Origin of the sequence: Shimwellia blattae DSM 4481 = NBRC 105725 (genome assembly GCF_000262305.1) — a bacterium.
Classification (GTDB): domain Bacteria; phylum Pseudomonadota; class Gammaproteobacteria; order Enterobacterales; family Enterobacteriaceae; genus Shimwellia; species Shimwellia blattae.
This window is the reverse complement of sequence record NC_017910.1, coordinates 1,977,323-1,997,125: the sequence shown is the minus strand read 5'-3', so window position 1 is coordinate 1,997,125 and position 19,803 is coordinate 1,977,323. Positions and strand designations below refer to the sequence as shown.

Here is a 19,803-nt window from a genome sequence, read left to right as displayed (position 1 = left end):
TTACATTCCGGCAGAACGTATTTCCAGACTAATTAATAAGTTATTAGTCCGGCGGTCACCTGCACCCTGAAATAAGGCATTAACCATGACAGTCATCGAAGATAATATTACCGCGGCCCGGGTATTAACCCGCCATGAAGACGCATTATGCGCCGCCACGGAACTGGCCGGGCAGGCGCGCGCCGGGGCCGCAGAGCGCGACCAGCAGCGGCTGTACGCCACTGATCTTATTCACCAGTTTTCAGCCAGCGGTTTAGGCAGTATTTCCGTACCGCGTCAGTTTGGTGGTGGCGGGCTGGGATATTCCACCGTTGCCGATATATTCCGAATTATTTCCGCTGCGGATCCTGCCCTGGGCCAGATACCTCAAAATCATTTTGGCATTATTAATATTATTCTGGCCGAAGGCACCCCCCAGCAACAGGCCCGTTTATTTGGTGCCATCAGCCAGGGCCAGCGCCTGGGAAATGGCGGGCCGGAAAAAAACAGCCGCCATACCCGGGAGATCCTCGCCCGGCTGCGCAAACGTAACGGTGAGCTGCGCCTGGAGGGGGAGAAGTTTTACTCCACCGGTGCCCTGTTTGCCGATCTGGTGGTAATCACCGCCCTTGATGATAACCAGACCCCGGTGATGGCGTTTGTTCCCCGCCACCAGGCCGGTGTCAGCGTTATTGATGACTGGTCAGGCATGGGCCAGCGCACCACCGCCAGCGGCACGGTGCGCCTTGAGGATGTATGGGTGGATCCGGCACTGGTCATTCCCGCCCCGGGCGGGGATAAGCCCACCCTGCGTGGTGCCGTCTCGCAGCTGATTCAGGCCGCCATTGACGCGGGTATCGCCCAGGGGGCGCTGGAAGACGCCAGCCTGTTTATTCAGCAAAGTTCACGCCCGTGGATCGACGCCGTCGAAATGGGATTCACCCGTAATGCGGATGATCCCTACCTGGTGGCGGATGTGGGCCGCCTGCATACGGAGTTCAGCGCCGCCCTGGCGCTGCTGCAGCGGGCCGCAAGCATAGTGGATGAGGTGATCGCCCGGCCGCTGACAGATGCCAGCACGGCCCACGCCTCAATTGCCGTGGCCGAGGCCAAAGTGCTCACCACTGCAATTGCCCTGCGCGCCAGCGAAAAGCTCCTGGAATGGGGCGGAAGTCGCGCCACCCTGCTGCGCCACGGGCTGGATCGCCACTGGCGTAACGCCCGCACCCACACTCTGCACGATCCGGTGCGCTGGAAGCATCACGCCATCGGCAACTATTACCTGAACGGGGAGTTCCCTGCCCGTCATGCCTGGATTTAAGGACCCACTATGACCACAACCGTATCTCCCAAACACCAGGCCACGCTCATTACCAGTGCCAGCCAGGCCCTTGAGGTGGCACACCAGCTGGCGGACAGCTTCAGAGAAGGCGCCGCCCGGCGCGATCAGCAGCGCCAGCTGCCCCATCAGGAGCTGGCCCGCCTGTTCCGCAGCGGGCTGGGCGCTATTACCGTGCCCCGTCAGTGGGGCGGCATCGCCATCAGTAATGCGCAGCTGGCGCACATTATTGCCCTGCTCAGTGAGGCCGACAGCGCCATAGGCCAGGTTCCCCAGAACCATTTCTACGCCCTCGAAGTGCTGCGCGTGAACGCCGCCCACCACCAGCAGCAGCGTTTATATCAGGAGATCCTCAACGGGGTTCACCTGGGCAATGCGCTGGCGGAATTTTCCGGCGCCGGCGCCCACCAGCGTACTACCCGTCTCTCCCGCCGGGGCAAACACTGGCAGGTGGACGGCAATAAATTCTACGCCACCGGGGCGCTGTTCGCCGATCGGGTGCCCACGGCTGCACTGGGGGAAGACGGTAAAGAGCAGCTGGTGTTTATTCCCCGTCATGCGCCGGGGCTGACCATTACCGATGACTGGAGCGGCTTCGGCCAGCGCACCACCGGTAGCGGCAGCGTCAGTTTAACCGCCGTACCGGTCAGTGAAGAGGATATCGTGCCGTTTCAGAGCGCCTTTGAGCGCCCGACCACCGTCGGTCCGCTGGCGCAGCTACTCCATGCGGCCATTGATCAGGGCATCGCCCGGGCAGCCTTCCGGGATATGCTGGCGTTTTTACGCCACCAGGCCCGCCCCTGGCCGGATGCCGGCGTTGACAGTGCCACCCGGGATCCGCTGACACTCGATCGCACCGGCCTGCTGGCCAGCCGGTTAAGCGCCGCAGATGCCCTGCTCCACACGGCGGGCCTGGCCGTGGATGACGCTCAGCAACAGCCCGATGCCCGGCAGGTAGCCAGAGCGTCCATCGAGGTGGCCAAAGCCCGGGCATGGACCACTGAAGTGGCCCTGGAGGCCGCCAGCCTGCTGTTTGAGCTCTCCGGCACCCGCGCAACCCTGGAGCAGTACAATCTTTCCCGCCACTGGCGTAATGCCCGGACACACACCCTGCATGATCCGGTGCGCTGGAAATACCCGGCCATTGGCCACTATGTTCTCAATGGCGTGCTCCCCGCCCGCAGGGGGACCCTGTGAAACCTATCCTGCTGAACGCGTTTTCAATGAATTGTGTGGGCCATATCCACCACGGCATGTGGACCTACCCCGGCGACCGCTCTGCGGACTTCAACCAGCTGGACTACTGGCTGGATCTGGCCAGAACCCTGGAAGCGGGCCTGTTCGACGGCCTTTTCCTGGCGGATATCCTCGGGGTGTATGACGTCTACCGGGGCAATATTGATCTCACCGCCCGGGAGGCGATTCAGTTACCGGTCAACGATCCGCTGATGCTGATTTCCGCCATGGCCAGCGTGACCCGTAACCTGGGGTTCGGGGTCACCGCGAACCTCAGCTATGAGGCTCCCTATCCTTTCGCCCGGCGCTTTTCGACCCTTGACCATCTTACCGGCGGGCGTATCGGCTGGAATGTGGTGACCGGGTATCTGGACAGCGCCGCCCGGGCGATGGGCCACACCGCCCAGCAGCAGCATGACCGGCGCTACGATCAGGCAGATGAATTTCTCGACGTGAACTACAAACTGTGGGAAGGCAGCTGGGAAGAGGACGCGCTGGATAACAATCCGGCCCGCCGCCGCTATGCGGATCCGGACAAAATCCACCTGATCAACCACCGGGGCGAATTTTACCAGATGAGCGGCTACCACCTGAGTGCCCCCTCGCCCCAGCGCACACCGCTGCTGTTTCAGGCGGGCACCTCCCGGCGGGGGATCCAGTTTGCCGGGCGCCACGCAGAGTGCACCTTTGTCAACGGCAGTACCCCCGAGGCCATGCGGGACAAAACCCGGCTCTTGCGCCAGGCGGCGGTGGATGCAGGTCGCAAGCCCGGCGATATTAAAATTTTTATGGGGGTTGGCGTTATTGTCGCCCCGACAGCGCGCCAGGCCCGGGAAAAGCGGGACCACTACCTGGCCGCCGCCAGTCCGGAGGCGGGGCTGGCGCACTTTTCCAGCTCGATCAATATCGATCTGGCGCGTTTTGGCCTTGATCAGCCGATCTCAATGGCCCCGGGCGGGGGCATTGAGTCCGTCAGCAGTACCTACAGCGGCTGGACCCGCCGCCAGTTGCTTGATCAGCACGCCCTTGGCAGCCGCTACCCGATTATTACCGGAGATCCCGCTCAGGTGGCAGACGCCCTGATCCGCTGGGCAGACGAAGGCGATATCGACGGCTTTAATCTGACCCGCATTGTGAACCCCCAGAGCTACCAGGATTTTATTCAACTGGTGGTGCCGGAATTACAACAACGCGGTCGTTATAAAACGGCGTATACCCCGGGAACACTGCGCCACAAACTGTTCGGCAGCGATCGCCTGCCGGAACGCCACCCCGCCGCCCGCTGGCGGCACCCGTACACGACAACTCAGGGAGCCTGACAGATATGCGCATAAAATACACACTGCTTGCCGCGTTACTTGGCCTGACCGCCACCGCCTGGGGGGCAACCTATTCCGGCCCTCTGAAGGTGGGCACCACTGCCGCCCTGGCCCCGCCGCTGGAAACCGCCGTCGCGGAAGCGCGCAAACAGGGGCTGGAGGTGAAACTGATTGAGTTTACCGACTGGACCGCACCGAATGTCAGCGTGGCGAACGGGGATATTGACGTTAACCTGTTCCAGCATAAGCCGTTCCTGGCAAACGCCAATAAAGCGGGCGGCTTTAACCTGGTCCCCTATGCCCCGGCCATTATTAACAATGTGGGGCTCTATTCGAAAAAACACACCGCGTTCGATCAGATCCCCCAGGGCGGTACAGTGGCGGTGGCCAACGATCCGGTGAACGAAGCCCGGGGGCTGTTACTGCTTCAGAAGGCGGGGCTCATCACCCTGAAACCCGGTGTCGGGCTGAATGCGACCCCGGGGGATATTACCGCCAACCCGAAACAGCTGAAGATCATTGAGGTGGAAGCGGTGCAGCTCTCCCGGTCGCTGGATGAGGTGGATCTCGCCCAGGGCTACCCCCACTACCTGCAGCTTTCCGGCACCATCGACCCCAATAGCGCCCTGCTGTTTGACGGGCTCGAACACCCGGAGTATGTGATTCAGTTCGTGATAAAACCGGGCCATGAGGATGACCCCAGGCTGAAAAAATTTGTCGATATTTACCAGCATTCACCGGCGGTCAGAGCCACCATGGACAGCTTCTACGGCAAACTCTATCAACCCGGATGGAGCCAGTAACGATGGTCAGTATCCCCTTTGAGCATAGTGCCGTGGCGCAAAACGCCCCGGCCCGCCCGCCCCGTGGCGAGCCCCATATACAGGTCTCCGGGCTGACCAAGCGCTACGCGGGCCAGCAGACCGACGCGCTGCACCAGATTGATCTGGTCATTCCCCGGGGGACGATTTTCGGCATTATCGGGCGCAGTGGCGCCGGGAAATCGTCGCTTATCCGCTGCCTTAACCGGCTGGAGGAGCCAGGCCTGGGGAGCGTGGTGATTGACGGCACCGATATCAGCCGCCTGTCTGAGCAGGCGCTGGTGGCCTGGCGGCGCAATACCGGCATGATCTTTCAGCACTTTAATTTGCTGTCGGCCAAAACCGTGCGCCAGAATATCGAGCTGCCCCTGCGTGTTGCGGGGGTGCCCGCCCGCGAGCGCCGCCAGCGGGTAGATGAGCTACTGGGGCTTGTCGGGCTGGAAAAGCACCAGCACGCCTGGCCCGGGCAGCTGTCCGGCGGGCAAAAACAGCGCGTGGGCATAGCCCGGGCGCTGGTGCATAACCCGACGCTGCTGCTGTGTGATGAGGCCACCTCTGTGCTGGATCCCCAGACTACGCGCACGATCCTTGATCTGCTGCGCACCATCAACCACCAGCGCCAGATAACCATTGTGCTGATCACCCATGAAATGGAGGTGATCCACGATCTGTGCCACCAGGTAGCGGTGCTGGATAACGGCAATATTGTTGAGCAGGGGCCGGTCTGGCAGATCTATGGCGCGCCGCAGCAGGCGATTACCCGCCAGTTACTGGCCCCGCAACATGATCACCTGCCAGAGGCGCTGGCAGCCACATTAAGCCCCGCCCGCCGGGGGCCGGACTGCCGGTTACTGGTGCGCCTGCGCTATAACGGAAACGGTGCCACACCGGATACCGGCCAGGTAAATGCCGCCATTCCCGGAGGGGCCACCCTGATGCGCAGCGATATCGAATGGGTCAGCAATCGCCCGGTGGGCCAGTTACTGCTGCTGCTCAACCCGGCTATCAGCGCAGCGCAACTGACAAATCTCCCCGCCGGGCTTGCGGATAACATTGAGGTGGCGGGCTATGTCTCTGGATTTTGAGCGTCTGTGGCAGGGATTACTGGACACCCTGATGATGGTTGGTATCTCGTCACTGCTGGCGCTGTTGCTCGGCCTGCCCCTTGCGGTGGCGCTGGTGGTGAGCGGGAAACAGGATCTGTTCCCGGCGCCAGTCATGCACCGGTTGCTGGGCTGGGTGATCAATCTGTTTCGTTCGGTACCGTTTCTTATCCTGATGGTGGCCCTGATCCCCTTTACCCGCCTGCTGGTGGGCACAACCTATGGGGTCGCCGCCGCCATCGTGCCGCTTACCCTGGGGGCGACGCCGTTCTTCGCCCGTATTGCTGAAGTCAGCCTGCGGGAGGTCGACAAAGGGCTGACCGAAGCGGCCCAGGCCATGGGGTTCCGGCGCTGGCATATTGTCTGGCATGTGCTGCTGCCGGAGGCGTTACCGGGTATTGTCAGCGGCTTCACCATTACCCTGGTGACCATGATTAATGCCTCCGCCATGGCGGGGGCCATCGGTGCCGGGGGGCTGGGTGATCTGGCCTACCGCTACGGGTATCAGCGCTTTGACAGCCAGGTGATGGTCGTGGTGATTGTGCTGCTGGTGGCGCTGGTGACACTGCTGCAGTATACCGGGGATAAACTGGCCCGCCGGCTCAACCACAGGTGACACTGTCACCAAAACCCGTCAGTTCCCTATCACCAGGGGGCGCAGTGCTGGCCTCCTGGTGACAGTGTCACACTACAGTTTGGTTTCAGTCGCCGTTTTCGCCGCCGTAACCGGTGCGGATGCCGCCGGGGACGGGGCTGCGGAGGGTGCGGCCTCTTCCGGTTTATCGTTGGTGGATTTTTTACGGGATACCGGCGCATTAAATGAAGACGCCAGGGCCGCGCCGGGATCATAGTGGCTGGTGTCATAAACCGGCAGCGGGTTTAGTTTTTCATAGTCCCACTCCCGGGCAATACAGGTGGCCTCATCCACCCCCTGCTTTTCACATTGTTCAATACGGTGGGCCGGTGAATTCACGCACCCCACCAGAATCACGGTGCCAGTAACAGCAAAAACAGCAACAAGTTTTCTCACAACGCGCACAACTCAGTTCAGCCAGATTTACCCCGCCGCCTGGCGGCGGAACCACAAATACCACAGCGGGCTAGCGCGCCCACTCAATACGCCCCCGGCCATTATGTTTGGCGGCATAGAGCGCTTCATCCACTTTTTTAATAAAGCCTTCCTGGCCTTCCTGCGGATGACGAAATCCGACGCCGATACTAACTGAAAGCGGCTGGGTGTTATTAACCATAATGGTCGCTGCGCGCCGGAGTATGGTCTGCGCCAGCCCGTCGACAGTCTGGTAATCGGCCCCCTGCACAATGATGGCGAACTCCTCCCCGCCGATACGCGCCGCGCTGATATGGGGGTTATCCGCCAGCGCTGAGAGCATCTTACCCAGGCTGAACAGGGTCTCATCCCCGGTCATATGGCCCCAGGTGTCATTGATCTTCTTAAAAAAGTCGATATCCAGAATCATCAGCGCCAGGGGAGCTGGCTGCTGCATTTTTTCCCGGATGGTGTCGATAAAAAACCGCCGGTTGGGCAACTGGGTGAGCTCGTCATGCAGGGAGCGCGTGCGGGCATCCACATACAGTAAGTTGATTTTGCGAATAATCCGGTACACCCCCATGGCGGTAATAAACATCCCGGACAGGCGCAGTAAATCCTCGCAGTAGTACCCCACCCAGCGGGGCTGGACCACAATTTCATCCATCAGGTCAAACCCGTTACCGGCTATCCACAATAACAGGCCGCAGCGGATAGGCAGGACAGAAAACTGCGTCAGACTGACCCGGGTGGTACACCACATCATAAACATCAGAAACCCGAGCGCCAGGAAGTCTATCCACAGGCCGGGGGTTCCCAGGATAACCGGCACACTTGCCAGCAGGCGGCTGAACCCCAGGCTCAGTGCCGCTATCAGCACCACTATCAGTAAGGTAATGAAAATCCAGGCTTTACGCTGGACAACAGGCATAACCCCGCGGGGAGAAGAACAGGACATCGGCATTATTTCACTTAACAATTACATACGGGGAGAACACTCAGCCGCTAAGCATAGCAAAAAAGCCAGGCCAGACCCCATTCTGCAATAGGAAGATATTGATCTATCTCAGTAGACAAAAATTCCGGCGCACCATTGACGCCGGGCCCGGATATGAATACTGTATTTATATCCAGTACAGTAACCGAGACGATAGCATGTACGTAGAACTGATTTACGATAAGCGCAATGTGGCTGGTCTGCCCGGCGCCAGAGAGATTATTCTTGATGAGCTCACCCGCCGGGTGCAGCGTATTTTCCCGGAGGCGGATGTCCGGGTGAAACCGATGCAGGCCAACGCCCTTAACAGCGATGCCAGTAAAAGCGACCGGGAAAAACTGAACCGCATGCTGGAAGAGATGTTCGACGAAGCCGATATGTGGCTGGTGAGTGACGCCGCCGGGTAAAAACTGGCCGCCGCGCGACCAGTTTTCCCGTGTGTCAGAAACGGTAACCCGCAGAGAACATAAATACCCAGGGATCGATGCGGGTGCTCACGCTCTGGCGGCCCAGGGTGTCGTGTTTAAACTTCACCGTGGTGTCGATATCCATATACCAGACGGACATATTCACCAGCCAGTCTTTATCAATCATGTAATCAAGCCCCACCTGCCCGGCCATCCCCCAGGAGTGACCGGCGCTTAAATCACTCAGCCCCGCAGCCTTGCCCGTGTCATTAAAGTGCTCATCATAAAAGAACGTGTAGTTCACCCCGGCGCCGATATAGGGGCGCACCTTACTGGTGGCATCGCCAAAGTACCACTGGGCCATCAGCGTGGGCGGCAGTTGCCTGACGGTCGCCAGGTTCCCTGTCTCTTTAAGCCCCACCTTGTGGCGAAATGGCGTGGCGGCCAGCAGCTCGATACCGATATTGTCTGTTGCCATCCAGGTGAATGTCAGCCCCATCTGGGTGTTATTGCTGACATTAAAGTGGCTCATACCCAGCACTCTGTCAGAGCCCTCTGTCGGACGCACCGTCGCCGTTCCCGCGCGCATAAAAAACTCCCCCGCTTCATGCGCAGAAACTGTTGCCGAAATGCTACCCAACGCCAGCAGCATGATTGCCTTTTTTTTCATACCCTTTTCTTGTCATGGTTATTATTTCGGCATGAATACAACCAAATATGGGTAGATGTTAACTACTTTAAGTCACACTTTTTATGTAGTTTTAACTCTTATTGATCTGGGTTAATTTTTGGTAAATCTAATGGTTCTTATTTTACGATCTGGATCATTTTTCTGAATAATTAATTAAAGTTGTTTACTTACCACCCCTTGTCAGTACGCCGCGGGAGGGCTATTTTCATCCACCTGACAAGTGATACGTTGTTTTGTAATGGCAGGTTTTTTATGAGCGATCTCAACCCGTGCATGACGTGCGGTGCCTGTTGTGCCTGGTTTCGTGTCTCTTTTTACTGGGCAGAGGGCGATGACGCGGCAGGCGCTGTTCCGGCCGCAATGACGGAGCCAGTAACCCCTTTTTTACGCTGTATGTCCGGCACCAACCAGAAGTCCCCGCGCTGCAAAGCGCTACAGGGCGAGCCGGGGAAACAGGTCAGTTGTTCTATTTACCAGCAGCGGCCCTCCACCTGCCGCGAATTCACCATGTCTGGTGAAAATGGCATCACCAATAGCGCCTGTAACCGCGCCCGGGCCGCCTGGGGGCTCCCCCCGCTTCCCGAAGCCTCACTCTCCCTGATGAATTCCCCGGATATTGCAGTGCAGACACATGAGGAAGGTGCCACTTAGGGTTTATCCAGGGTACAATCATGCGCTGATAAATTTGGTCGTACCTCAAGGAGAGTTCATGTCTATCACGGCAAACAGCCTTTACCGTGACACGGGGAATTTTTTACGTAATCAGTTTGTTACTGTTTTGCTGATTGCATTACTTAGCGCGTTTATCTCTCTGGTCATTGCTCACGCGTTCTCTCCCGGAGAGGAACAGCTGTCGGTACTTAAAGACACGGCGGATCTCTCCGGTAGTCAGGGGTTGTTTGATCTGGTTCAGAATATGACGCTGGAGCAACAGCAAGTCTTGCTGAAGGCCTCGGCGGCGTCGACCTTCTCTGCGCTGATTGGTAATACAGTGCTGGCAGGCGGCGTGCTGTTTTTAATTCAGATAGTCTCCGGCGGTCAGCGCACCAGCGCCCTGCGCGCAATTGGCGCCTCTGCCCCGGTGCTGCCCCGGCTGTTTATTTTGCTGTTCCTCAGCACCTTTGTGATCCAGATGGGCATGATGCTGTTAGTCGTGCCGGGCGTTCTGCTGGCTATTGCGCTATCTCTGGCACCGGTGATGATGGTTCAGGACAAACTGGGGATTTTTGCGGCTATTCGCCACAGCGCCCGTCTGGGGTGGGCCAATATGCGCCTGATTGCACCGGCGGTGATTCTCTGGCTGCTGGCAAGACTGGTGCTCTTGCTGTTCGCCTCATCACTGGGTACGCTGTCGCCTTCAGTCGCCGCTATTATCATTAATACCGTGAATAATCTGTTTTCAGCTATCCTGCTGATCTACCTGTTCCGGTTGTATATGCTGATTCGTGATTAACATCTGTGCACCGGCCCGCCGGTGCATCGCTTTACGGAAGCCAATATGAAGCAGTTTCTTGATTTCCTGCCGCTGGTGGTATTTTTTGCTTTCTACAAAATGTACGACATTTTTGTTGCCTCCGGCGCGCTGATTGTCGCAACCACGCTGGCGCTGCTCTACAGCTGGTATAAGTTTCGCAAGCTGGAGAAAACCACCCTCGTTACGTTTGTTCTGGTGGTGGTGTTTGGCGGTCTGACTATCTATTTCCATAATGCGGAATTTATTAAGTGGAAGGTGACCATTATTTATGCCCTGTTCGCTGCCGCATTACTGATTGGCCATATGGTCACCAAAAAGCCGCTGATTCAGAGCATGCTGGGTAAAGAGATCTCGCTCCCCGCTCAGGTATGGTCACGGCTGAATATGGCCTGGGCGCTGTTTTTTATTCTCTGTGGTCTGCTCAATATCTACGTGGCTTTCTGGTTACCGGAAAGTATCTGGATCAATTTTAAAGTGTTTGGTTTAACCGCCATGACACTGATTTTTACTGTTATCAGCGGTTTTTATATGTACCGCCATATGCCTCAGGAAAGTGAAAAATGAGTCACACGGATGTCCCACAGGGTGAGCTGGTACTGCGCACCCTGGCAATGCCAGCCGATACCAACGCCAATGGCGATATTTTTGGCGGCTGGATCATGTCCCAGATGGATATGGGCGGCGCGATTCTGGCTAAAGAGCTGGCAAAAGGCCGGGTCGTGACCGTACGGGTTGACGGCATGAGCTTTATGAAGCCCGTGGCGGTTGGTGATGTGGTCTGTTGCTATGCACGCTGTGTAAAACGCGGCAGAACCTCCATTACCGTGAATGTGGAAGTCTGGGTGAAGAAGGTCTCTTCTGAGCCTATCGGCCAGCGCTACTGCGCTACCGAAGCCATCTTTATTTATGTGGCGGTTGACGATAACGGCAAACCGCGCCCGTTACCGGCGCCCTGAATCCCCCGCTGATACAAAAAGACCACCGCTTCGGGTGGTCTTTTTGTTTTACCGGCAGCTACTGAACGCTGGCGCCCCCGTCAAGGCGGAAGACAATATTAACTATTACCCCCTTGCCCGGCCTGCCGCTCTCGTAGCGCCAGCGGCGCATGGCCTGCTTCACTTCGCGCTCAAACATATTCGCGGGCTGGGCGGAGAGGATCTCTACATTGTCCAGGCTGCCATCGGGCAGAACATCAAATTTCACCCGCACACGCCCTTCAATGCGCAGCGCCTGGGCCCGGGCCGGATAGGCAGGCTGGCCCCGTTGCAGTGCCCGCGGGCCACCCACTGCCGGGCTGGCTGTGCTGGCAACGGGCGCGGCCGGGCCCGGGCGGGCTGTACCGCTTACCGGGCGCGACGTGGTGGTGGCGGTGCTGTCCGGGTTATCAAAGGGCGACTCCGCGCGGGATTCCACCGGTTTTGCCGGTTTTTTCTCCGGCTCCACCTTCTGGACCGGTTTAGGTTTGGGTTTCGGTTTGGGCTTAGGTTTCGGTTTATGGATCACGACCGGCGCCTCTTTTGGCGGCTCAGGCAACACTTCAGGTTCCGGCTCTGGTTCAGCAACCGCAGGCGCGGGCGCCGGTGCGGTTTGCGGTGGCTCCAGATCCGCCGGGGAGACCATGGAAATACTGATGGCCCGGGCAGGTGCCGGCAGCTGCATTACCTGATTCACAGAGGTGTATAGCAGCCCCGCTACCACAGCACCGTGGATAGCCACGGAAAGTACCGTGGGCCACGGAAAGCGGCGGGGTGTCTCAAAGGTCATGACAGTCATAATCAATTCAATCGGCAAAAGGACAGCCTGCATTCTAAATGCAAATAGCAATCATATTCAACAAGCCAGCCGTACTCTGGTGGATATATACCGGTAAGTGCTGTTTTTTAGTACGGAATATGATGTATTTGCCCCCGCCACCATCTTTACCGTTGCAGTCCGCTGGCGATTCCCCTAACGTAATTCACTTATCCGTTACGTTATCCACCTACCCGTTATCAAAGGAGTTTTTATCGTGCTGTATGTTATTTACGCCGAAGACCATCCTGATTCCCTGGACAAACGCCTGGCGGTGCGCCCTGCTCACCTGGCGCGCCTGCAACTCTTGCGTGATGAGGGCCGCCTGCTGACCGCCGGGCCAATGCCTGCCGTAGACAGCAACGATCCCGGTAAAGCGGGCTTCACCGGCTCTACGGTGATTGCGGAGTTTGCCTCTCTGGAAGCGGCACAGTCCTGGGCCCAGGACGATCCTTACCAGGCAGCGGGTGTGTATAAAACAGTACGGGTAACGCCCTATAAGCAGGTGTTCTGACCGGCCAGACGGCGTGATGCACTGAAGGGCGCCGGCGGCACCCTTCAGAAGATCAGAGATTGTAGATAGCGAACAGCAGGGAATTGCGTTTCTGGCTTGCCAGAGATTTGCGGATTGCATGAATGCGCATATTCCTGCGCGATTGTGCTTCCAGCCAGCGTGACTTGCGGCGCTGGGCCTGACGCTGCATCCGCCAGCGTCCAACCTCATTTCTACTATGTCTCATATTACGGCTCGTGATTGAAACAGACGCGTCATTATAGACCCCTCATTCACCGGAGCCAGCCATTTTACGGAGTTTTAGTTTCCGGTAGCCGGAGTTGTGACTTGTGCGTACACTCTTAACAAAAGGTTTCTAAAGGATTTTTGAAATATGACGACCTTCTACACCGTGGTGAGTTGGCTGCTCATCCTGGGCTACTGGCTGTTGATCGCCAGTGTGACACTGCGGATTTTAATGAAAAGACGCGCAGTCCCCTCCGCCATGGCCTGGCTGCTGATTATTTATATTCTGCCGCTGGTCGGGATCGTCGCTTATTTATCATTCGGTGAGCTGCACCTCGGCAAGCGCCGGGCGGAGCGCGCCAGAGCCATGTGGCCCTCCACGGCGAAATGGCTGCACGATTTAAAATCCTGTAAACGCATATTCGCCACCGAAAGCAGTGAAGTGGCAGAGTCGTTATTCCAGCTTTGTGAACGGCGCCAGGGCATTGGCGGCGTAAAGGGCAATCAGCTACAGCTGCTGACCGACTCCGACGATGTGATGCACGCGCTGATCCGCGATATTCAGCTGGCGCGCCACAATATTGAGATGGTGTTCTATATCTGGCAGCCCGGCGGGCTGGCAGACCAGGTGGCCGAATCCCTGATGGCGGCCGCGCGCCGCGGGGTGCACTGCCGCCTTATGCTCGACTCCGCAGGCAGCGTGGCGTTCTTTCGCAGCCCCTGGGCCAGCATTATGCGCAACGCCGGTATTGAAGTGGTCGAGGCCCTGAAAGTTAACCTGATGCGTGTCTTCCTGCGCCGTATGGATCTGCGCCAGCACCGCAAAATGGTGATGATCGACAACTACATCGCCTATTCCGGCAGCATGAATATGGTTGACCCGCGCTTTTTTAAACAGGATGCCGGTGTTGGCCAGTGGATCGATGTAATGGCGCGTATGGAAGGCCCGGTGGCCACCTCGATGGGGGTGGTTTACTCCTGCGACTGGGAGATAGAAACCGGCAAGCGCATTCTGCCCCCACCGCCGGATGCGAATATCATGCCCTTTGAAGAGGCCAGCGGGCACACCATTCAGACCATTGCCTCCGGCCCGGGCTTTCCGGAGGATCTGATTCACCAGGCGCTGCTGACCTCCATCTACGCCGCCCGGGAATCGCTGGTGATGACCACCCCCTACTTTGTTCCCAGCGACGATCTGCTGCACGCCATCTGTACCGCCGCCCTGCGCGGGGTGGATGTCAGCATTATTGTGCCGCGCAAGAACGACTCGGTGCTGGTGGGCTGGGCCAGCCGGGCATTTTTTACCGAGCTGCTGGAAGCCGGGGTGAAGATTTACCAGTTTGAAGGGGGGCTGCTGCACACCAAAAGTGTGCTGGTAGACAGCCAGCTCAGCCTGGTGGGCACCGTTAACCTGGACATGCGCAGCTTATGGCTGAATTTTGAAATCACCCTGGTGATTGATGATGCGGGCTTTGGGGCCGATCTGGGGGCGGTGCAGGATGATTATATCTCCCGCTCCCGGCTGGTTGAGGCGCGCCTGTGGGTAAAACGCCCCCTGTGGCAGCGAATTGCCGAGCGTCTGTTTTACTTCTTCAGCCCGTTGCTGTAAAACGTGCGCACAATTATCGACTGATGTGGTAACCAACATGGATATGGATCTGAATAACCGCCTGACCGAAGATGAAACTCTGGAGCAGGCCTACGATATCTTCCTCGAACTGGCGCCGGATAATCTGGATCCTGCCGACATTATTCTGTTTAACCTGCAGTTTGAAGAGCGCGGCGGCGCCGAGCTCTTCGACCCGGCAGAAGACTGGGCAGAACATGTGGATTTTGACCTTAACCCGGACTTTTTTGCCGAGGTGGTCATTGGCCTTGCAGAGACCGACGGCGGCGAGCTGAACGATATCTTCGCCCGGGTGCTGTTATGCCGCGACAAAGACCATAAAATTTGCCATATCCTGTGGCGTGAATAAGCTAACCGCCAGCGCACCTGCAGCTGGCGGCGGGTTTCCCTTCTCAGCGCACCGGTAACCGGTGCCCGCAGCATTTACAAAACCGGGCGTTACTGTCGTGCCCTGCGTGGTTACAGTGCACACAGGCCCGGGAGTGGCGGCGGTTTTCTATATCACGGGTGACCTGGGCGGTAATTAAGCCGGTAGGAATGGCAATCACCGAGTAACCAATCAGGATCAGTATCGATGACACAATGCGCCCGGCAGTGGTGTGCGGCGCGATATCTCCGTAACCCACCGTCGTGACCGTGACTATCGCCCAGTAGACCGCCACCCCAAGGGAGGTAAAACCATGGGCAGGCCCCTCAATGCCGTACATCAGCGAACCGGCCACCACCATGACAATGCCGATAAAAAAGTAGAATAAAAACAGCTGGTGCCTGGCCTCCAGCACCGCCTGCCAGAAACTGTTCAGGGTCGGCATCAGGCGCAGTAGCTTCATGATCCGCAGGGCGCGGATAGCCCGCATGGCGCGCCAGACCGACACATACTCCGCCCCTATCTCCGGCCACAGCCAGAACACATACAGCGGAATAGTGGTCGCCAGGTCGACAAATCCCCAGAAACTGAAAATATAGCGCCATGGCCGCGGCGTACTGATAACGCGCAGCAGATACTCAATGCTGAATGCCAGGGTAAAGAACAGCTCTGCCCATTCAAAGAGATGGGTGCGGGCCAGCAGAGTACCGGGGCCGGATGCCAGCCCGGTTTCGAGGAAAATAACCAGCACGCTCAGAATATCGAGCACCCCGAAAGCTATCTCAAACCGGCGGTTATGGGGGCTGGTCTGATCAAGCAATATATCGTAAGAACGCTGACGCAGCGTCCGGCGGGTTCCGGGCACAGGCACCTCACAATGAACAAGCCAGTTAACATAACACCCGGACCGGGGAACGGCCGGGTGTCGCTGACAACCGGCTCAGGGCCGGTATGCACAGTGGCTCGTAAATATCGGGCTACTGGACGCTGCAGAACAGGGCAGCACCGGGATTATAGCGGCTCTGCTTTCAGGCAGGCTACCGCATGGTGAAAATTCCCTTCCAGTTGCGGCCGGGTTTGGGAACATTCCGGCCCGGCAAGCGGGCAGCGGGTACGAAAAACACAGCCCGACGGGGGGTTAATTGGTGAGGGGAGCTCCCCTTCCAGCAACTGGACCGTTTTTTGCTTTTCGCGATCCGGATCCGGCAGCGGCACGGCGGACATTAACGCCCGGGTATACGGATGCTGCGGGTTACGGTAGACCGCGTCACAGCTTCCCTGCTCCACCCCCTGGCCGAGGTACATCACCAGCACCCGGTCGGAAATATGCTTTACCACCGCCAGATCGTGGGCAATAAAAATCAGCGCCAGGCCCATTTCCCGCTGCAGCTGGCGCAGCAGGTTCACGACCTGGGCCTGGATTGACACATCCAGCGCCGATACGGGCTCATCGCAGATAATCAGCCGGGGTTCGAGGATAAGCGCCCGGGCAATACCAATACGCTGGCACTGCCCGCCGGAAAACTCATGAGGATAGCGGTTCACCAGATTTGGCAGCAGCCCCACTTTCAGCATCATGGCTTTGACCTTGTCCTGCACTTCCCGGCGGGGCATGTGCGGGTGATAGGTGCGCAGCGGCTCGGCGATAATATCGCCGATGGTCATGCGCGGGTTCAGTGAGGCCAGCGGATCCTGGAAAATCATCTGAATATCGCGCCTGGCCTCGCGCCACTCGGCGGGGGTCATACCTGGAAGATCTTTCCCAAGCCAGGTGGCGGTGCCCCCGGAGGCCTTCACCAGACCAATAATCGCCCGGGCAAAGGTGGATTTACCGCACCCCGACTCCCCGACAACCCCCAGGGTTTCACCGGCGTACAGGCGCAGCGTGACCCCGTCTACCGCTTTGAGCATTCTGGCGGGCTGCCAGAACCACTGTTTGTCGTCTCTGACCGCGAAGTGAACTTTTAAGTCCGTCACCTCCAGCAGCAGCTCCTGCTCTGGTGTGCTATTCATACTATCTCCTCCGGGGCTCTGAAGCAGGCGCGCAGGCGCCCTGCGCCGAATTCCGTCAGCGGCGGCACCTTGTGGCACTCGTCGCGGCTATACGGGCAACGTGGCTGGAACGGGCAACCGCCGGGAAGGTGCAGTAAGTCTGGCGGGTTACCGGCAATGGTTTGCAGCTCCGCCGCTTCGCTGTCCAGCCGGGGCACGGCGCGCAGCAGCCCGGCAGAATACGGGTGGGCTGGCTGGTAGAAAATATCCCGGGCGCTGCCGTACTCCATGGTGCGCCCGGCGTACATCACCAGCACCTTGTCACAGATCCCGGCCACCACCCCCAGATCGTGGGTTATCATAATGATTGCGGTGTTAAACTCGCGCTGCAGCTCGCCAAGCAGTGTCATTATCTGTGCCTGCACCGTCACATCCAGGGCCGTGGTCGGCTCATCGGCAATCAGTAGCCTGGGGCGGCACAGTAGCGCCATCGCAATCATGACCCGCTGGCGCATACCGCCTGAAAACTCGTGGGGGTACATGCGCATTCTCTTGCGGGCCTCCGGCATTTTGACTGCGTCCAGCATCTGTACGGCAGCTTCGAACGCCTCGGCTTTGCTGACTTTTTTATGCAGCATCAGCACTTCCATAAGCTGTTCACCCACCCGCATGTAGGGGTTCAGTGAGGTCATCGGATCCTGGAAGATCATGGCTATCTGCTCAGCCCGCAGCCGGTTGAGCTCGCGCTCCGGCAGGTTGAGGATTTCGCGCCCGTTAAAGCGGGCGGAGCCGCCCGGCTGCCCGTTGGCGGCCAGTAACCCCATCAGGGCGAAGGCGGTCTGGGATTTTCCGGAGCCGGACTCCCCGACAATCCCCAGGGTCTCCCCGGCGCGCAGCGAGAAGTTAAGATTGTTGACTGCGGTCACCTCCCCGTCCTGGGTGCGGAAGGTTACCCGCAGATCCCGGACATCCAGCAGTGCCGGTTCAGTGGTATGGGTCATTATCGTCACTCCGGGCGGTTTTTCGGGTCGAGGGCGTCGCGCAGGCCATCGCCGATAAAATTAAAACAAAACAGTGTCACCACCAGGAAGGCGGCCGGGAACATCAGCAGCCAGGGGGAGACCTCCATGGAGTTTGCGCCGTCGCTTAATAAGGCCCCCCAGCTGCTCAGGGGCTCCTGAGTCCCGAGGCCAAGGAAGCTCAGGAAGGATTCAAACAGGATCATGCCCGGCACCAGCAGCGAGGCGTACACCACCACCACCCCAAGGACGTTCGGCACAATGTGGCGCATCACTATTCTGGCGGTTGAGACGCCGCCCACCTGGGCGGCCTCAATAAACTCTTTGCGCTTCAGGCTCAGGGTCTGGCCGCGCACAATACGCGCCATATCCAGCCAGGAGACCATGCCAATGGCGACAAAAATCAGCAGCATGTTCTGCCCGAAGAAGGTCACCAGCAGGATCACAAAAAACATAAACGGAAAGGAGTTGAGGATCTCCAGCAGGCGCATCATTGCTGCGTCGGTTTTCCCGCCCAGATAGCCGGATAACGCGCCGTACAGCGTGCCAACCACAACGGCCACCAGCGCCGCGGCAAGCCCCACCATCAGGGAGATGCGCCCGCCAATGGCCACCCGCACCAGCAGATCCCGGCCGGAAGAGTCAGTGCCAAAATAGTGCCCGGACTCCAGATCCGGTGCGCCCGACATCATACCCCAGTCCGTATCAAAGTAACTGAATGCCGACAGCAGCGGTGCCAGGATCACAAACAGCCCGATAGTGCCGAGGATCACCAGGCTTATCATCGCCGCCCGGTTGTGAATAAACCGCCGCCAGGCATCCTGCCACAGGCTGCGCCCTTCGATATCCAGCTGGCCGGTGAAGTTTTCCAGCGCCGCGCTGTTTTTTTTGCTCATCAACATGGCTGCTCCGGATCAGTAGCGAATTTTCGGATCGATGACCGCATAGAGCACATCAACCACCGCGTTAAATAAAATCGTCAGGGCGCCGACCAGGATAGTCAGGCTGAGCACCAGGGAGTAGTCACGGTTCAGTGCCCCGTTAACGAACAGCTGGCCAATACCCGGCAGGCCATAAATCGTTTCAATCACCATTGAGCCGGTAATAATCCCCACAAAGGCCGGCCCCATATAGGAGAGTACCGGCAACAGCGCCGGTTTCAGGGCATGGCGCAAAATAATGCGCCGCATCGGCAGCCCCTTGGCCCGGGCCGTGCGGATAAAGTTCGCGTGCAGCACTTCAATCATCGAGCCCCGGGTAATACGGGCGATGCTGGCAATATACGCCAGAGACAGCGCGACCATGGGTAAGATCATAAATTTCAGCGCCCCGCCGTTCCAGCCACCGCCGGGTAACCACCTGAGGGTAATGGAGAATATCAGCACTAACAGGGGGGCTACCACAAAACTCGGGATAACCACCCCGGTCATGGCAAACCCCATCACCGTGTAATCCCACCCGCTGTTTTGCTTCAGGGCGGCAATGACCCCGGCGCTGACCCCGAAGATAACCGCCAGTAAAAAGGCCGCCGCCCCCAGTTTTGCCGAAACGGGAAACGCCGTGGCAACCAGATCGTTAACGCTAAAATCTTTATATTTAAATGACGGGCCAAAATCCCCGTGGGCCAGCTGTTTCAGATAATTAACATACTGGGTCATGATGGGGTCATTAAGATGATATTTTGCTTCAATATTCGCCATCACTTCCGGCGGTAAGTTACGCTCACCGGTAAAGGGGCTTCCCGGGGCCAGGCGCATCATGAAGAAAGAAATGGTTATCAAAATAAACAGTGTCGGGATCGCTTCCAGACAGCGGCGTAGAATAAATTTTAACATTGCTTATACCTTCTGGCAG

General features: G+C 58.2%; 24 protein-coding genes. 14 read left to right on the top strand and 10 right to left on the bottom strand.

Annotated elements, in window-relative coordinates; genetic code table 11:
* The first annotated feature begins 85 nt into the window (after positions 1 to 85).
* From EBL_RS09300 to EBL_RS09275, 6 genes are read left to right on the top strand one after another with little or no spacing between them, the layout of a single operon-like run.
* Positions 86 to 1,300: an SfnB family sulfur acquisition oxidoreductase gene (locus tag EBL_RS09300; protein ID WP_002440983.1), complete on the top strand. Its 1,215-nt coding sequence runs from the start codon at positions 86 to 88 to the stop codon at positions 1,298 to 1,300.
* 9 nt (positions 1,301 to 1,309) lie between these two features.
* Positions 1,310 to 2,515: an SfnB family sulfur acquisition oxidoreductase gene (locus EBL_RS09295; protein WP_002440984.1), complete on the top strand. Its 1,206-nt coding sequence runs from the start codon at positions 1,310 to 1,312 to the stop codon at positions 2,513 to 2,515.
* Entirely contained in the window at positions 2,512 to 3,873 is a 1,362-nt protein-coding gene (locus EBL_RS09290) for an LLM class flavin-dependent oxidoreductase (protein WP_002440986.1), read from the top strand. The genes EBL_RS09295 and EBL_RS09290 overlap by 4 nt, the downstream gene beginning before the upstream one ends.
* Positions 3,874 to 3,878: 5 nt before the next feature.
* Complete coding sequence (locus EBL_RS09285; protein WP_002440987.1) at positions 3,879 to 4,676, top strand: MetQ/NlpA family ABC transporter substrate-binding protein; 798 nt, start codon at positions 3,879 to 3,881, stop codon at positions 4,674 to 4,676.
* A gap of 2 nt (positions 4,677 to 4,678) precedes the next feature.
* The gene (locus EBL_RS09280) at positions 4,679 to 5,779 is read left to right on the top strand and encodes a methionine ABC transporter ATP-binding protein (RefSeq protein WP_002440988.1); all 1,101 of its coding nucleotides are present in this window, start codon (positions 4,679 to 4,681) and stop codon (positions 5,777 to 5,779) included.
* Positions 5,763 to 6,413: a methionine ABC transporter permease gene (locus EBL_RS09275; protein WP_002440989.1), complete on the top strand. Its 651-nt coding sequence runs from the start codon at positions 5,763 to 5,765 to the stop codon at positions 6,411 to 6,413. The genes EBL_RS09280 and EBL_RS09275 overlap by 17 nt, the downstream gene beginning before the upstream one ends.
* Positions 6,414 to 6,485: 72 nt before the next feature.
* On the opposite strand, the gene EBL_RS09270 is transcribed toward EBL_RS09275, so the two are convergent.
* Both EBL_RS09270 and EBL_RS09265 read right to left on the bottom strand, forming a co-directional pair.
* Positions 6,486 to 6,770 (bottom strand): hypothetical protein, encoded by a 285-nt coding sequence (locus tag EBL_RS09270; RefSeq protein ID WP_126298257.1) that lies wholly within the window; start codon positions 6,768 to 6,770, stop codon positions 6,486 to 6,488.
* A gap of 127 nt (positions 6,771 to 6,897) precedes the next feature.
* Complete coding sequence (locus tag EBL_RS09265; protein WP_002440991.1) at positions 6,898 to 7,776, bottom strand: GGDEF domain-containing protein; 879 nt, start codon at positions 7,774 to 7,776, stop codon at positions 6,898 to 6,900.
* Between the two features lie 224 nt (positions 7,777 to 8,000).
* Here EBL_RS09265 and EBL_RS09260 point away from each other — a divergent pair, with 224 nt between their 5' ends.
* The gene (locus tag EBL_RS09260; protein ID WP_151199988.1) at positions 8,001 to 8,249 is read left to right on the top strand and encodes a DinI family protein; all 249 of its coding nucleotides are present in this window, start codon (positions 8,001 to 8,003) and stop codon (positions 8,247 to 8,249) included.
* A 34-nt stretch (positions 8,250 to 8,283) separates the two neighbouring features.
* Here EBL_RS09260 and ompW read toward each other — a convergent pair whose 3' ends face one another.
* Positions 8,284 to 8,919, bottom strand: coding sequence for an outer membrane protein OmpW (gene ompW / locus EBL_RS09255; protein ID WP_002440993.1), 636 nt, complete (start codon positions 8,917 to 8,919; stop codon positions 8,284 to 8,286).
* Between the two features lie 273 nt (positions 8,920 to 9,192).
* Between ompW and EBL_RS09250 the strand changes: the two genes are divergently transcribed.
* Genes EBL_RS09250 through yciA form a run of 4 tightly spaced genes read left to right on the top strand, consistent with a single transcriptional unit; the run spans position 9,193 to position 11,370 of the window.
* Positions 9,193 to 9,591: a YkgJ family cysteine cluster protein gene (locus EBL_RS09250; RefSeq protein ID WP_002440994.1), complete on the top strand. Its 399-nt coding sequence runs from the start codon at positions 9,193 to 9,195 to the stop codon at positions 9,589 to 9,591.
* 58 nt (positions 9,592 to 9,649) lie between these two features.
* Positions 9,650 to 10,393, top strand: coding sequence for a YciC family protein (locus EBL_RS09245; protein WP_002440995.1), 744 nt, complete (start codon positions 9,650 to 9,652; stop codon positions 10,391 to 10,393).
* Between the two features lie 45 nt (positions 10,394 to 10,438).
* Positions 10,439 to 10,978 (top strand): septation protein A, encoded by a 540-nt coding sequence (locus EBL_RS09240; RefSeq protein ID WP_002440996.1) that lies wholly within the window; start codon positions 10,439 to 10,441, stop codon positions 10,976 to 10,978.
* A complete protein-coding gene (yciA, locus tag EBL_RS09235; RefSeq protein ID WP_002440998.1) occupies positions 10,975 to 11,370 on the top strand; it encodes an acyl-CoA thioester hydrolase YciA in 396 nt (131 codons plus the stop codon). The genes EBL_RS09240 and yciA overlap by 4 nt, the downstream gene beginning before the upstream one ends.
* Positions 11,371 to 11,428: 58 nt before the next feature.
* Here yciA and EBL_RS09230 read toward each other — a convergent pair whose 3' ends face one another.
* A complete protein-coding gene (locus EBL_RS09230) occupies positions 11,429 to 12,178 on the bottom strand; it encodes an energy transducer TonB (RefSeq protein WP_002440999.1) in 750 nt (249 codons plus the stop codon).
* A gap of 244 nt (positions 12,179 to 12,422) precedes the next feature.
* On the opposite strand from EBL_RS09230, the gene EBL_RS09225 reads away from it, so the two are divergent.
* Positions 12,423 to 12,719: a YciI family protein gene (locus EBL_RS09225; protein WP_002441000.1), complete on the top strand. Its 297-nt coding sequence runs from the start codon at positions 12,423 to 12,425 to the stop codon at positions 12,717 to 12,719.
* A 52-nt stretch (positions 12,720 to 12,771) separates the two neighbouring features.
* On the opposite strand, the gene EBL_RS20565 is transcribed toward EBL_RS09225, so the two are convergent.
* Positions 12,772 to 12,945 carry a YciY family protein gene (locus EBL_RS20565; protein WP_002441001.1) on the bottom strand — a complete coding sequence of 58 codons (174 nt, stop codon included), beginning with the start codon at positions 12,943 to 12,945 and terminating at the stop codon, positions 12,772 to 12,774.
* Positions 12,946 to 13,092: 147 nt separating this feature from the next.
* Here EBL_RS20565 and cls point away from each other — a divergent pair, with 147 nt between their 5' ends.
* Positions 13,093 to 14,553, top strand: coding sequence for a cardiolipin synthase (cls, locus tag EBL_RS09220; protein WP_002441002.1), 1,461 nt, complete (start codon positions 13,093 to 13,095; stop codon positions 14,551 to 14,553).
* A gap of 37 nt (positions 14,554 to 14,590) precedes the next feature.
* Positions 14,591 to 14,920, top strand: a complete 330-nt coding sequence (locus EBL_RS09215) for an HI1450 family dsDNA-mimic protein (RefSeq protein WP_002441004.1) — start codon at positions 14,591 to 14,593, stop codon at positions 14,918 to 14,920.
* A 43-nt stretch (positions 14,921 to 14,963) separates the two neighbouring features.
* Here the strand turns inward: EBL_RS09215 and EBL_RS09210 are convergent, their stop codons facing one another.
* From EBL_RS09210 to oppB, 5 genes are all read right to left on the bottom strand, one after another.
* The gene (locus EBL_RS09210) at positions 14,964 to 15,803 is read right to left on the bottom strand and encodes an ion transporter (RefSeq protein WP_002441005.1); all 840 of its coding nucleotides are present in this window, start codon (positions 15,801 to 15,803) and stop codon (positions 14,964 to 14,966) included.
* Between the two features lie 146 nt (positions 15,804 to 15,949).
* A complete protein-coding gene (oppF, locus tag EBL_RS09205; RefSeq protein ID WP_002441006.1) occupies positions 15,950 to 16,951 on the bottom strand; it encodes a murein tripeptide/oligopeptide ABC transporter ATP binding protein OppF in 1,002 nt (333 codons plus the stop codon).
* A complete protein-coding gene (gene oppD, locus EBL_RS09200) occupies positions 16,948 to 17,931 on the bottom strand; it encodes an ABC transporter ATP-binding protein (RefSeq protein ID WP_002441007.1) in 984 nt (327 codons plus the stop codon). The genes oppF and oppD overlap by 4 nt, the downstream gene beginning before the upstream one ends.
* A gap of 5 nt (positions 17,932 to 17,936) precedes the next feature.
* Positions 17,937 to 18,851, bottom strand: coding sequence for an oligopeptide ABC transporter permease OppC (oppC, locus tag EBL_RS09195; protein ID WP_014716002.1), 915 nt, complete (start codon positions 18,849 to 18,851; stop codon positions 17,937 to 17,939).
* A 12-nt stretch (positions 18,852 to 18,863) separates the two neighbouring features.
* Positions 18,864 to 19,784: an oligopeptide ABC transporter permease OppB gene (gene oppB / locus EBL_RS09190; protein WP_002441010.1), complete on the bottom strand. Its 921-nt coding sequence runs from the start codon at positions 19,782 to 19,784 to the stop codon at positions 18,864 to 18,866.
* Positions 19,785 to 19,803 lie beyond the last annotated feature (19 nt).